This window comes from Gluconacetobacter takamatsuzukensis, assembly GCF_014174275.1.
In the GTDB taxonomy this organism is placed as follows: domain Bacteria; phylum Pseudomonadota; class Alphaproteobacteria; order Acetobacterales; family Acetobacteraceae; genus Gluconacetobacter; species Gluconacetobacter takamatsuzukensis.
The window spans coordinates 422,265-435,637 of the sequence record NZ_JABEQK010000002.1 but is presented as its reverse complement, the minus strand read 5'-3'; the positions used below and the strand labels follow the sequence as shown (position 1 = coordinate 435,637).

The window sequence follows — 13,373 nt, the reverse complement described above, 5'->3', positions numbered from 1 at the left end:
ACGCGCCCCGGGTCCGTCCATTGGGATGGGACCATTGGTTTTGGCTATGTCTGCGGTCAATGCGGAATCCGGCGGAACGGGGCATGCCCCGACCAGTGGAACCGCGTCCGTGGCCCTTCCCTGGCCCCTGGTCGCGCGGGCCTTTCGCGCCGCCGTCGACGAGGCCGCGCGCTTCGTGGGGGCGACCGCCCCCAACCCCCCTGTCGGCTGCGCCATCCTGGACCGGCATGGCGACATCCTGACCGTTGCCGCCCATCATCGTGCCGGGACCGCGCATGCCGAGGCCCGGGCGCTGCGCCAATGCGCCGACCTGGGACTGATGGCGCGCGCCGCCGTCGCGGTCGTGACGCTGGAACCCTGCAACCATACCGGCCGCACCGGCCCGTGCTCGGAAGCCATCCTGGCCTCGCCGATCCGTACCGTGTGGGTGGGGGTGGCCGACCCCAATCCGCGCGTCGCCGGCGGCGGCATCGACCGCCTGCGCGCCGCGGGCTGTGCCGTGCATGTGCTGGGCCCGGATGGGGAAGCGGCCGCCGCGTGCCGGGCACTGATTACGCCGTTTGCCCACTGGTCGCGGACCGGACGGGCGTGGCTGACGGTCAAGCAGGCGGTGGATGGCGCCGGCTCCATGATCCCGCCCGCCGGGCGGACCACCTTTACCTCGGATGCCGCGCTGACGCTGGCGCACCGGCTGCGCCGGGCGACCGACGCGATCGTGACCGGCAGCGGCACGGTGCTGGCCGACCGGCCGGGGCTGGATGTGCGCCGGGTCGCCGATCATGCGGGCCGCGCGCCCCGGCTGCTGGCCGTCTGCGACCGCCGGGGCCGGGTGCCGGCGGACTGGCGCGCGGATGCGGTCGCACGCGGGTTCGACGTACGCACCTGCGACGATATTGCCCGCCTGCCCGCGCTGCTGGGCGCGGCCGGCGTGCTGTGGGCCCTGGTCGAGGCCGGGCCCGGCCTGCTGGCGGCGCTGCGCGCGGCGGGGCTGTGGGATGACTGGCTGACCATCGGGGTCGGCCCGGATGGGACCGAACGGCTGGATGTGGCCGTTCGCACGGGGACGGATACGCCGCTGCGCCTGTTCCCGGAACTGGGGGCGTCGCTGACGGCGCCTGAAGGGGAAGCATGTTTTCCGGCATCATAGAGCATCTGGGCACCGTCACGCAGGCCCGGCGCGGCGACCGCGCGCTGCATGTCGCGATTGCCACCGGTATCGGCGACCTGTCGATGGGCGAGAGCATCGCCGTCAACGGCGTGTGCCTGACCGTTACCGAATTCGACGCGGCGGGCAACGCGTCCTTCTTCATCAGCATCGAGACGCTGGACCGGACCAGCCTGGGCCGCTTGGCCGAAGGCGGACGGGTGAACCTGGAGCGCGCCGTGACCCCGGCCACCCGGCTGTCGGGCCATATCGTGCAGGGGCATGTGGACGGTACCGGGCGCCTGCTGGCGGTCGAACCGGCCGGCGAGGCGCGGCGGGTGGTCTTTGCCATTCCCGCCGCGCTGCGCCGCTACCTGGTCGAAAAGGGATCGATCACCCTGGACGGCATCAGCCTGACGCTGAACGAGATTGGCGCGCCCGGCACGGCGGGCGCCGGGCCGGACGAATTCCCCGTGGCCCTGATGATCATCCCGCACACCTGGACCCATACCAGCCTGGGCACGCTTGCCCCCGGCGACGCGGTGAATGTCGAGGTGGATGTGATTGCGAAATATGTGGAGACACTATGTCAGTACCGGTAATGGGCCCGCGCCTGCGGACCGCGATCGAGGCGATCCGCGCGGGCGGCATGGTGATCCTGGTCGATGACGAGGATCGGGAAAACGAGGGCGACCTGGTGATGGCCGCCGACCTGGTCACGCCCGCCGCGATCAATTTCATGGTCACGCATGCGCGCGGCCTGGTCTGCCTGCCGCTGGAGGCCGGACTGGTCGAACGGCTGGGTCTGCCGATGATGACGCGGGTGAATACCTGCCCGCGCGAGACTGCCTTCACGGTCTCGATCGAGGCGCGCGAGGGCGTGGATACCGGCATTTCCGCCGCCGACCGCGCCCGTACCATCCAGGTGGCGGTGGCGCCGGATGCCGGGCCGGCCGACCTGGTCTCGCCCGGCCATATCTTTCCGCTGCGCGCGGTGCCCGGCGGGGTGCTGGCCCGCAACGGCCACACCGAGGCCTCGATCGAGCTGGCACGCCTGGCGGGAAGGACACCCGCCGCCGTGATCTGCGAGATCATGAACGAAGACGGGTCGATGGCGCGGATGGCGGAGCTGCGCCCCTACGCCGAGCGCCACAAGCTGCCGATCCTGTCGATCGCGGAACTGGTGGCGTGGCTGCGGGACCGCGATGCCGTTGCCGCCGCCACGCCCGAGCCGCGGATCGAGAAGATCGCCCAGGCCGCGCTGCCCAGCATCTATGGCGGCGAGGATCTGGTGATCCATGCCTTTCGGGCCGCCGACGGGACCGAGCATGTCGCCCTGGTGAAGGGCGACCCCGCCCGGCAGGGCGCGGTGCCGCTGGTGCGGCTGCATTCGGAATGCGTTACCGGCGATGCGCTGGGGTCGATGCGCTGCGATTGCGGCGCCCAGCTTCAGGGCGCGCTGGCGCGGATCGGGGCGGCCGAGAGCGGGGTGCTGCTGTACCTGCGCGGGCATGAGGGACGGGGGATCGGACTGGCCAACAAGATCCGCGCCTATGCCTTGCAGGATCGCGGGCTGGACACGGTGGACGCCAACCATCGGCTGGGATTCGAGACCGACGCGCGCGACTGGACGGCGGCCGGGGCGATCCTGCGCTCGCTGGGCGTGCGGACGCTGGACCTGATGACCAACAATCCGGCCAAGGTCGCGGCGATGGAGCAGCATGGCTTTGCCGTGCGCGAGCGCGTGCCGCTGGAAATCGCGCCCAATCCCTTCAACCGCGCCTATCTGGATGCCAAGCGCACCCGCATGGGGCACCAGCTGTTTGCCGCGATCGACGCCGCGGCGGAGTGAAATACGGACCATGAGCACCAACAAGCCCTCGACCTCGCCCGACCTCAGCTTCGCCCGGCCGCCGCGCCTGGCGATCGTGGTCAGCCGCTTCAACGAGACCGTGACCCACGGCCTGCGCAACGGCGCCCTGGAATGGCTGGGCGAGCACGGCATCACCGTTGCGGACGAGGACCTGCTGTACGCCCCCGGCGCCTACGAACTGCCGCTGCTGGCCCAGACCCTGGCCCGTACCGGCCGCTACGAGGGCGTGATCTGCCTGGGCTGCGTGGTGAAGGGCGATACCGCCCATTTCGAATTCATCAGCCTGGGCGCGGCGGTGGGGCTGATGCAGGCGTCGCTGGCGACCGAGGTACCGGTGGCCTTCGGCGTGCTGACCACCTACACCGACGAGCAGGCTTTTCTGCGCTCGCGCGACGACGAACATAACAAGGGACGCGAGGCCGCGGCGGCCTGTGTGGAAAGTCTGGCCTTGATACGCAAAATCAAGGGCTGATACGCTGCCCCCGCATGCCGGCGAATGCCGGCGCTGGGTCTGGCTGGGCCGGAACGCGGGGGCATGGAATGAAGCTGGTGACTTTGGCCGCCGGATTGTTCGGCATGGCGCTCACGCTCTGGTTGCTGTCCCGCTTCGGCGTGCATGCCATTCTGCATCTGGTCATGGTCGGGGGCTGGGGAATCCTGGCCGCGATCCTGTTCCATGCCATCCAGGTCCTGCTTTCCGCCCGGTCGTGGCAGATCATCGCCGGACGCGCCGAACCGGAACTGAAGCTGCGGGACTATGTGTCACTGCGCTGCGTGCGCGAGGGCGTGAACAACCTGCTGCCGGTGGCCCAGGTGGGGGGCGAAGTGATCTCGGCCCGGTTGCTGGCCCGGCGCGGGCCCGGCCTGCGGCGGGCGGCGGCGGCGACGATCTGCGACCTGACGATCGAGTTGCTGAGCCAGGTGATCTTTACCCTGCTGGGGCTGGCGCTGCTGCTGTGCCTGGTCAAGCGGTCGTCGGTGACCGACGAGCTGGTGGAAAGCGCGGGCCTGGCGCTGCTGCTGGGGGCGGTGTTCCTGGGCAGCCAGTGCCTGGGCGCGGTCTCGGTCGTCGAGCGGCTGCTGGTGCGCATCGCCGCCCATCTGGGCTGGACGGGGGTGGAGAGCATCCGTGGCCTGCATGGCGAGATCATGGGGCTGTACACCGCGCCGGGCCATGCGCTGCGGGCGGGGTTCTGCCAGCTGCTCGCCTGGTCGCTGGGGGCGGTCGAGGTGTGCCTGATCCTGCATTTCATGGGCCATGACCGGTCGCTTGCCCATGGTTTCGTGATCGAAAGCGTGGGACAGGCGGCCAAGTCGGTCGGGTTTGCCGTACCGGGCGCGCTGGGTGTGTCCGAAGGAGGGTTCATCCTGATCGGCAGCCTGTGCGGCCTGCCGCCGGCGGTTTCCATCGGGTTGTCGCTGATCAAGCGGCTGCGCGAGATCGCCTGGGGACTGCCGGCACTGGCCGGCTGGCAGTGGATGGAAACGCACTGGCAAGGGCCCAGCCGCAAGCTGGATCACGGTGTCGGCCTGCCGGGCCATTGATGGGTCCATGGGATATGTCCCTGGAATGTGCTCCTGACGGGGACGGCGGGCCATATTGCGGCTTAACCTGCTGTTTTTCTTCTGCCCGGCGGCCCTGGCGTATCGCGCAACGATGTCTGCCACGTTGACAGGCAAGGCAGCATGCCGAACATGCGCCTTGCATCCGGTTATCATCATGGGTCAAACGATCCCCCATCGCGTGGCATCGCCTTCGTTGCAGCCGCGCCGTCCGTACCTCAAGGGCTGAATTACGAATCATGCCGTCCATTCCGATCGGTCGCCTTGTGGCGGTCTGTGCCCGCCATGCCGTGCTCACACTGGTGCTGTTTGCGCTGTTGGTCGGAGGGGCCGTCTTTTCCAGCATGGAACGGCTGGGGGTCACGACCGACACCGGGACGATGTTCTCGTCCACCCTGCCGTGGAAGCAGCGGTCGGACGAGCTGGCGCGCCTGTTCCCGCAGAACCAGGATCAGATGGTGGCCGTCATCGATGCCGACCTGCCCGAAGAGGCCCTGGTCACGGCGCGCGAGCTGGCCGAGCGGCTGCGCCATGACACCACCCATTTCCTGTCGGTGACCATTCCGCAGGACGACCCATACCTGGTGCATAACGGGCTGCTGTTCCTGGACCAGAAGAGCCTGGCGTCGGTGCTGGATACGACCGTGACGGCGCAGCCCTTCCTGGGCGGGCTGGCGGCCGACCCGTCGGGGCGCGGCCTGTTCGACGCGCTGTCGCTGATCGCGCTGGGCGTGTCGCAGGGGCAGGCGGACCTGAAGACTTTCCAGCCGGCGTTGAATGCCTTTGCCAACACGCTGGAACAGGCGGCCGACGGCACCCCCCAGCCTTTGTCGTGGGAGCGGATGTTGGCCGGCAGCCTGGCCGACCTGGCCGGCAAATATGTCTTCGTCGTGACCCGGCCGCGCCTGGATTACGGGTCGTTCCAGCCGGGGGGCGAGGCCAGCGACGCGATGCACAAGGCGATCGCCGGGCTGGAATTCGTGCGCTCGGGCCATGCGCGGGTCAACCTGACCGGCGACGTGCAGATCAGCGACGAGGAATTCGCCACCGTTGCCCAGGGCATGGTGGCGGGGCTGGTGGGATCGCTGGTGCTGGTCACGCTGTGGCTGTTCCTGGCGGTGCGCAGCTGGCGGATCATCGTGCCCATCGTCGTGACGCTGGTGGTGGGGCTGGTGCTGACGACGGGGTTCGCCGCCCTGGCGGTCGGGACGCTGAACCTGATTTCGGTCGCCTTCGCCGTGCTGTTCGTGGGGATCGCGGTCGATTTCGCGATCCAGTTCTCGGTGCGCTTTCGCGCCCAGCGCCTGCCCTCGGGGCAGATTCCGCCGATCCGGACGGCGCTGGAGCATACGGGTGAGGAAACCGGCCACCAGATCCTGGTTGCGGCCATGGCGACGATGGCCGGCTTCCTGGCCTTTACGCCCACCGCCTTTGTCGGCGTGGCGCAATTGGGGCTGATCGCCGGCTTCGGCATGCTGATCGCCTTTATCTGCACCGTCACGCTGCTGCCGGCATTGCTGCTGCTGTTTCATCCGCCGCTCGACCAGCAGGTGGCGGGCTTTGCCTTCGCCCGGCCGGCGGACCGCGCGGTGCGCGTCTATCGCACCCAGATCCTGAGCGTCTTCACCTTTCTGGCGGTGCTGGGGGCGGCGCTGATTCCGGTGCTGACCTTCGATGCCGATCCGCTGCATACCAAGGACCCGCATTCGGAAGGGATGCGCACGCTGAAGCTGCTGATGAAGGACCCGCAATCCTCGCCCTATGGCGCGGAGATTCTGGTCCCCGACCTGAAGCAGGCGCAGGACCTGGCCGACCGCCTGTCGCACCTGCCGATGGTGGACGATGCGATGTGGCTGGGCACGCTGGTGCCCGCAGACCAGACGCCCAAGCTGGCGATGATCCAGGATGCGGCATCGATCCTGCTGTCGACGCTGGTGGTGCCCAACCCGCGCCCGGCGCCGGATGCCGCCGCGCTGCGTGCCTCGGCCGCCAAGTCGGCGCATGATCTGGGCGCCGTGCTGGACCGGCTGGACCCGCACGACCCGCTGCGCCGGATCCAGGCCGCGCTGGACCGGCTGTCGCACGCGCCGGACGAGCGGCTGATGGCGGCGAATACCGCGCTGGTGCGCTTCCTGCCCGGGCAGCTGGACCAGTTGCGCCAGATGCTGGGGGCGCATGCCGTGACCCAGGATGACGTGCCGCCGTCGATCCGGCGCGATTATCTGCTGCCCGATGGCCGTGCCATCGTCTCGGTCCATCCCAAGGCAGGGATGGACAGCAATGCCGAGCTGCGCCGCTACGTCACCGAGATTACCAGCGTGGCGCCCGATGCCGGCGGGCCGGCGATCGAGGTGGTGGAAAGTGCGGCCACCATGGTCCGCGCCTTCGTCTTCGCCGCGCTGTCGGCCATCGGCATGATTGCGGTGATCCTGCTGGTGGCACTGCGCCGCGTGCTGGACATGGCCCTGGTGCTGGCGCCGCTGCTGCTTTCGGCGCTGATGACGGTGATCCTGATCATCATGGTGCCGGAACAGCTGAACTTCGCGAACATCATCGCCCTGCCGCTGCTGCTGGGCGTGGGGGTGTCGTTCAACATCTATTTCGTCATGAACTGGCGGGCGGGGGTGCGGGCGCCGCTGTCCAGCCCCACGGCGCGGGCGGTGCTGTTCTCGGCCCTGACGACGAGCACCGCCTTCGGCTCGCTGGCGGCATCGCACCATCCCGGGACCGCCAGCATGGGCCGGCTGCTGCTGCTGTCGCTGGCCTGCACCCTGCTGGCCACGCTGATCTTCGTGCCCGCGCTGCTGCCCAAGCGGGCGATCGACGAGCGGTAAAAGGCGGCCCCTGCGGGGCCCGGCTGGCCCGGGGAAAACGCGCGCCGGATCACCACCGGCGCGCGTTTTTCGTCAGGCTCAGGCGCCCTGGACGGGCTTGTGCGGCAGGTGCACGTCGCGGCCGGTCAGCATCATGTTCCAGTAAAGCTGCGGGAACACCTTGGTCTTGAGGATCCAGGCGAAGCGGCTGGGCTTGCGCTGGTCGTAATGGAAGCTGGGGGCCGGCACGCCGCCATAGAGGAATTCGGCCAGCACCACCCGCCCGTAGGACACGGTCAGCGGACAGGCGCCATAGCCGTCATACGCGCCGGCCAGGGGACGGCCGTCGAGCGATGCCAGCAGGTTTTCGACCACCACCGGCGCCTGCGCGCGGGCGGCGGCGGCCGTCTTGGCATTGCTGGTGCCGATGACGTCGCCCAGGCCGAACACGGTGTCGAAGCGCACATGGCGCAGGGTCGTGGCATCGACATCCAGCCAGCCGGCGGCGTTGACCAGCGGACTGGACTTGATGAAATCGGGCGCGCTCTGGGGCGGGGTGACATGCAGCATGTCGAAGCCGCGCGTGACCATGCTGCTGCTGCCGTCGGGCGCGGTGACGGCGAAGGTGGCCTGGCGCTTCGGCCCGTCGACCGCGACCAGATTATGCTTGAGATGCAGGTCGATGCCGTAATAATCGATCGCGTCCTGAAGCGGGGGCACGAAATATTTCACGCCGAACAGCGCATCGCCCGCCACGTCGAATTCGACCTTCATGCGGCTGAGCACGCCCTCGCGCCGCCAGTGATCGGAGGCGAGATAGGCGATCTTCTGCGGGGCGCCGGCGCATTTGATGGGCATCGGCGGCTGGGTGAACAGCGCCGTGCCGCCCTTGAGCGACTGGATGCAGGCCCAGGTATATTCGACCGTGTCGCGCGAATAATTGCTGCATACGCCGTTGCGGCCCAGCGTGTCCGCCAGGCCGTCGATCTTGCCCCAGTCCAGTTGCAGACCGGGGCAGACCACGAGGCGGCGATAGGAGATGCGCCGGCCGTCGGCCAGGGTGACGGCATTTTCTTCCGGCGTGAAGGACGCGACAGCGGCGCGCAGCCAGCGCACGCCCTTGGGGATCAGCCCGCCTTCCTGCCGCAGCGTGTCCTTGAGGGCCATGACGCCGGCCCCCACCAGCGTCCACCCCGGCTGGTAGGCATGGGTGGTGGCGGGGTCGATGACCGCGATCGACAGGTTGGGCCGCGCGCGCCGCAGGCGTGCGGCGACCGTCAGGCCCGCCGCCCCGCCGCCGACAATGACGACGGTGAAGCGGTCACTGTCGGGAATATCCGTCTGGGTCGGGGCCATGGGTGTCTCCTTACGCTTGTATCCGTACGGAGGCCGATCCTAGTCCCCTGACTGCGAAATTCGTAGGCGAATTTCGGAGGTCTGCCGGGCGGTGGGGGTTACTCGGCGTCCTTGAACCAGACCTCGACCGGGCCCTGGAGCTTGATCGTCATCGGGTTGCCGCGCCGGTCCGTCGTCCGGCCAACGGCCAGCCGCACCCAGCCCTCGCTGATGCAATATTCCTCGACATTCGTCTTCTCGACGCCCTTGAAGCGCACGCCGATCCCGCGTTCCAGCAGGGCGGCATTGTGGAACGGGCTTTCGGCGTTGGCGCACAGGCGATCGGGGGGCGTGTCACTCATCGGATGGACCTTTGCTGGGACGTTCAGGAAGCGCTGAGACAGCGGGTGGTGACATAGCGGGTCCCGGCCGCCAATCCAACTGCCCGGCATGGCGGACAGGAGGGCGCCCCCGGTGCGGCCACCGAAGCCGCGCCCTCCTGCCCCGCGCAGTCCGATCGTTCATAAAACAAAATCTCTGATGTGAAAAAATTAAATGTTAATATTTTTAATTCATCAAGTATATATTATTTAAAACTGGACTGTTTCAATTAAAGAATAGGACAATTACCGTGTTTTCACTACGCGATCGCGTCTTCATGCGCGTCCCGCCTCTTTCATCGTCGTGGTGAGATTCAGCACATGCGCCTTCATGGTGGAAATGAGATGGCCCGATATCGCAGGGCCTGGGCTTCTTCGGACATGCTGCTCTGGAGAACCACATGCTATGCCGCTGTGCTGGTGCTTGCGGCCGGCGAGGCACGCGGGGCCGACGCGCCCCACCATGGCAGCCGCACGCCGCGGCACGCGGCGGCCGCCCGGCCGGCGGCGGCGCAGGCACCCGCACGCAAGACGGGAGCCGCCCCCCGCCATGCGCCCGCAGGTGTGCAGGCACGCCCGCAGGATGGAGAGAGCCTTTCGGTGCAAGGCCTGTCGCGCAATGCGCGGCGCGCGGCGGAATTGCAGAAGACCCCGGCCTCGGCCAGCCTGCTGACGGCGGAGCGCCTGGAACGGCTGGGGGTGCAGAACACCCGACAGATCGGGCGGCTGACGCCGAACCTGTATATCCCCAACAACATGCCCGGCTATGCGGTGACGAATTACTTCATTCGCGGGATCGGCGAGATCGATCCGCAGGGCGAGCCTTCGGTCGGCACCTATATCGATGGCGTGTACCTGCCGCGCAACATGGGCAACATGCAGGAACTGATGGATATTTCGGACATGGAGATCGATCGGGGGCCGGTCGTCTTCTCGGGCCACCAGTCCGAAGGCGGGGCGGTGCGCATCAATACCGTCGTGCCGACGAACCAGCGGCGTTTCGTGGCGCAGACCGGCTACGGCACCTACAACGAATATCAGCTGGGCCTTGCGGCCAGCGGCGCGCTGGTGCGCGACAAGGTCTATGCCAGCCTGGCCTTCGGCCGCCATGCCAGAGGCGGGATCGACCATAATTATACGGTCGGCAAGGACACGAACAACATCGACTACACTCAGGCCCGGGGCAAGCTGCGCTTTACCCCGACCGACGACCTGGACATTTCGCTGGCGTTCGACGGGACCGTGGACGGCAGCACCAACAAGGGCGTGGGCAACCTGCTCAACCCCTATATCTATGGCAACTACAACCGGCTTTACCCCAAGAACAATTACAGCGAGGCCGGTTTTACCGGAAATATCCGCTATACCCTGTCGCCGCACCTGACCCTGCTTTCGATCAGCGGCATTCGCGGTTACGACGACAAGGGAGTGTACGATAACAGCGGCGATTATTATTCCCGCACATCGCAGCCGCTCTATTACAAGGAACGCATGTACTCGCAGGAGATTCGCCTGCATGGCGATTACGGGCGGGTGGACTTCAATGTCGGAGCATATTTTCTGTACGAGGACTGGTTTACGCAGCGCTGGGCCAATAACAGCGCGGGCACCGCGACGAACAACCCCGCGCTGATCCGGACGATGCCTGTCTTTGCCGTCATCGACCAGTTGAACCGCAACTGGGCGGTCTATGGCGACGCATCGTATCACATCACGCCCAAGCTGGTGTTTACCGCCGGGCTGCGCTTCAACTGGGAGAACCATTCGAACGCCGAATCCCTCTCCTACCTCGCCCCTGGGCCGTCGCATCTGTCGACCCCCGCGAACAACCTGCAATATATTCTCTGGGGTGCGCCGACCGACTTGGCCTGGCAGGTTTCGGCCCGCCAGAGCTGGGTGCAGCTTCTGCCCAAGGGGTCACTGAGCTGGCAGGCGCTGCCGAACCTGATGGGGTATGTGAGTGTCTCGCAGGGCGGCAAATCGGCCGGCTACGATTTCCGCGCCCAGACCCCGACCGCGAGCGGCAGCCAGCAGGCCTCGATCGCCTACAACCCCGAGATCGTGACGACGTACGAGATCGGGGTGAAGAGCGACCCGTTGCCGGGACGCGTCCACTTCAACGGCGCGCTGTTCTGGAACCAGTTCGACGATATCCAGCTGACCACCACCGATCCGACCAACGGCCTTTCTCACCGGTTCAATGCCGGTCGGGGGCATTCGGTGGGGGCGGAGATCGAGACTTCCGCCAAGCTGACGCGGGATCTCGACCTTCATTACACCGCGTCCTATCTCTATGCGGTGCTCGACAAATTCTCGGGAACCGTCAGCCGCACGGTGCTGGCCAGCGGGCAGGTGTACAACAACACGCCCTATGTCGGCGCGCCCCTGTCCTATGCCCCCCGTTTCCAGACCATGGGATCGCTGACCTATCGTGTGCCCGTGCGCGTGCCGGGGTCGTTCCAGGTCGGGGTGGATGTGTCGTTCCAGTCGACGCTTTATACCAGTTCGGCCGCCAATCCGCAGACGCGGCTGCCGCCCCAGACCTATGTCAACGCGATGGCGAGCTGGACCAGCCCGGACCGGCGCGTGGTGGTGCAGGCGACGGCGCGGAACCTGCTGGATCGCCGCTACCTGCAAAGCGAGACCTTTGTGCAGGGCGGCGGGGTCCCGATCTATGAATCGGCCCAGTTCGCGGACCCCCGTACCATTTTCGTCTCCGCGAAATTCACGCTCTGACCGGCAAGGGGGCACGGGCGGTCGCGGGGCAGCCATGTGCCCCCGCGACGCCACGCCTGCCGAATGCAATGGACATGCGACGCGGAAACCGTGACATACGATGCCCCCTGTCATTCGGGTTCACGGCGCGATTCCATGTCGTCTTCCAGTTCCACCTCCACGCTCGCCTATCGTCATCGCATTCCCGTGGGTTCGCTGCCCGCGTGGCTGGTGATTCTGCTGGGGCTGGTGACGGCGATCGGGCCGCTGGCGACCGACATGTACCTGCCGGCCTTTCCGGCGGTGGACCGCGAGCTGGGCGGCGGGCCCGGATCGGCGCAGATCACGCTGGCCGCATGGTTTGCCGGACTGGCGATCGGGCAGTTCTCGCAGGGGCCGCTGTCGGACCGGCTGGGGCGGCGGGTGCCGCTGCTGGGCGGGCTGTCGCTGTTCAGCATCGCCTCGGCCGGCTGCGCGCTGTCGGCCGATTATCACATGTTCTGCGTCTGGCGCTTTCTGGCGGCGCTGGGCGGGTCGGCCAGCGTCGTGGTGCCGCGCGCCATCGTGCGCGATATCGCGACCGGCGCCCAGGGGGCGCGGATCATGGCGCAGCTGACCCTGGTGTTCGGCCTGATGCCGATCCTGGCCCCCAGCCTGGGCAGCCTGGTCCTGTCGGTGGGGCATTGGCGCTGGATCTTCTGGTTTGCCACGCTCTACGGCGTGCTGGGGGTGGTGGCGATTGCCTGGACCCTGCCGGACACGCTGCCGCGCGAGCGGCGCATCGCGCTGTCGGTCTCTACCGTGCTGTGGCGCTATGTCGGCATCGCACGGGAGCCGATGTTCCTGTCCGCGGCCCTGCTGCTGGGATTTTCGGCCTTTGTGATGTTCGCGTATCTGGGCAGTGCGCCGACCCTGTTCGAGCAGATCCTGTCCTTTACGCCGCAGCAGTTCGGGCTGTTCTTCGGCATGAATGCCGCGCTGTTCATCGCCGGGGCGCAGATCAACGGCCGGCTGGTCCATCGGATCGCGCCGCATGTGCTGATGCAGCGCGGGGTGGTGGCGATCACGCTGTCGGCCGGGCTGTTCCTGATCCTGTCCACCGCCGGCATTGCCGGGCCGGCCCACCCGCTGCTGGTCTGCGCCATGATCGGTCTGATCACCGGGTCGCTGGGCTTCGTCAACCCGAATGCCACCGTGCTGGCCTTTACCCGGCACGGACACCATGCCGGCAGTGCCTCGGCCCTGCTGGGAACCCTGCAATTCACCATCGGATCGCTCAGCGGCGTGCTGCTGGGCTATCTGCCGCTGGAGAGCGCCGTACCGGTGGCGGCCACGATGGCGGGCGGGATCGCCGGCATGCTGGCCTGCATGCTGTGGCACCGGCGGCATGCCGCCGCCGAGTGACCGGCTGGTTCGAAGCCGGCGAGGGCTGTTGCCACGGGGCCGGCAAGGTAGTGGATTGCGACGATATATTGCATCGCACAATTTCCTTGACTCGGGCCGCCCTCACGATCATGAGATAGAGTCGAAGCAGCACCGATACGCGCTTC

The 13,373-nt window shown here is 67.5% G+C and carries 10 protein-coding genes; 8 read left to right on the top strand and 2 right to left on the bottom strand.

All coding sequences use genetic code 11. The annotated features are described in order from the left end of the window. The first annotated feature begins 109 nt into the window (after nucleotides 1-109). The 6 genes from ribD to HLH27_RS04300 all read left to right on the top strand — a co-directional run bounded on the left by ribD (nucleotide 110) and on the right by HLH27_RS04300 (nucleotide 7,414). Nucleotides 110-1,147, top strand: coding sequence for a bifunctional diaminohydroxyphosphoribosylaminopyrimidine deaminase/5-amino-6-(5-phosphoribosylamino)uracil reductase RibD (ribD, locus tag HLH27_RS04325; RefSeq protein ID WP_338029838.1), 1,038 nt, complete (start codon nucleotides 110-112; stop codon nucleotides 1,145-1,147). Next, complete coding sequence (locus HLH27_RS04320) at nucleotides 1,129-1,746, top strand: riboflavin synthase (RefSeq protein ID WP_182948069.1); 618 nt, start codon at nucleotides 1,129-1,131, stop codon at nucleotides 1,744-1,746. The genes ribD and HLH27_RS04320 overlap by 19 nt, the downstream gene beginning before the upstream one ends. Beyond that, nucleotides 1,746-2,996, top strand: coding sequence for a 3,4-dihydroxy-2-butanone-4-phosphate synthase (gene ribB, locus HLH27_RS04315; protein ID WP_408870785.1), 1,251 nt, complete (start codon nucleotides 1,746-1,748; stop codon nucleotides 2,994-2,996). Before HLH27_RS04320 ends, ribB begins: the two co-directional genes overlap by 1 nt. Nucleotides 2,997-3,006: 10 nt before the next feature. Next, nucleotides 3,007-3,489 (top strand): 6,7-dimethyl-8-ribityllumazine synthase, encoded by a 483-nt coding sequence (ribH, locus tag HLH27_RS04310; RefSeq protein WP_182948067.1) that lies wholly within the window; start codon nucleotides 3,007-3,009, stop codon nucleotides 3,487-3,489. A 68-nt stretch (nucleotides 3,490-3,557) separates the two neighbouring features. After that, on the top strand, nucleotides 3,558-4,562 hold the full coding sequence (locus HLH27_RS04305; RefSeq protein WP_182948066.1) for a lysylphosphatidylglycerol synthase domain-containing protein: 1,005 nt from the start codon (nucleotides 3,558-3,560) through the stop codon (nucleotides 4,560-4,562). Nucleotides 4,563-4,819: 257 nt separating this feature from the next. After that, entirely contained in the window at nucleotides 4,820-7,414 is a 2,595-nt protein-coding gene (locus HLH27_RS04300) for an MMPL family transporter (RefSeq protein ID WP_182948065.1), read from the top strand. Between the two features lie 78 nt (nucleotides 7,415-7,492). Here the strand turns inward: HLH27_RS04300 and HLH27_RS04295 are convergent, their stop codons facing one another. Further along, a complete protein-coding gene (locus tag HLH27_RS04295; RefSeq protein WP_182948063.1) occupies nucleotides 7,493-8,749 on the bottom strand; it encodes an NAD(P)/FAD-dependent oxidoreductase in 1,257 nt (418 codons plus the stop codon). 98 nt (nucleotides 8,750-8,847) lie between these two features. Then, nucleotides 8,848-9,090 carry a DUF3297 family protein gene (locus tag HLH27_RS04290; RefSeq protein WP_114725014.1) on the bottom strand — a complete coding sequence of 81 codons (243 nt, stop codon included), beginning with the start codon at nucleotides 9,088-9,090 and terminating at the stop codon, nucleotides 8,848-8,850. 399 nt (nucleotides 9,091-9,489) lie between these two features. Here HLH27_RS04290 and HLH27_RS04285 point away from each other — a divergent pair, with 399 nt between their 5' ends. Both HLH27_RS04285 and HLH27_RS04280 read left to right on the top strand, forming a co-directional pair. Then, the gene (locus HLH27_RS04285; RefSeq protein ID WP_182948062.1) at nucleotides 9,490-11,844 is read left to right on the top strand and encodes a TonB-dependent receptor; all 2,355 of its coding nucleotides are present in this window, start codon (nucleotides 9,490-9,492) and stop codon (nucleotides 11,842-11,844) included. Between the two features lie 135 nt (nucleotides 11,845-11,979). Continuing rightward, the gene (locus HLH27_RS04280; protein ID WP_182948061.1) at nucleotides 11,980-13,227 is read left to right on the top strand and encodes a multidrug effflux MFS transporter; all 1,248 of its coding nucleotides are present in this window, start codon (nucleotides 11,980-11,982) and stop codon (nucleotides 13,225-13,227) included. Nucleotides 13,228-13,373: the final 146 nt, after the last annotated feature.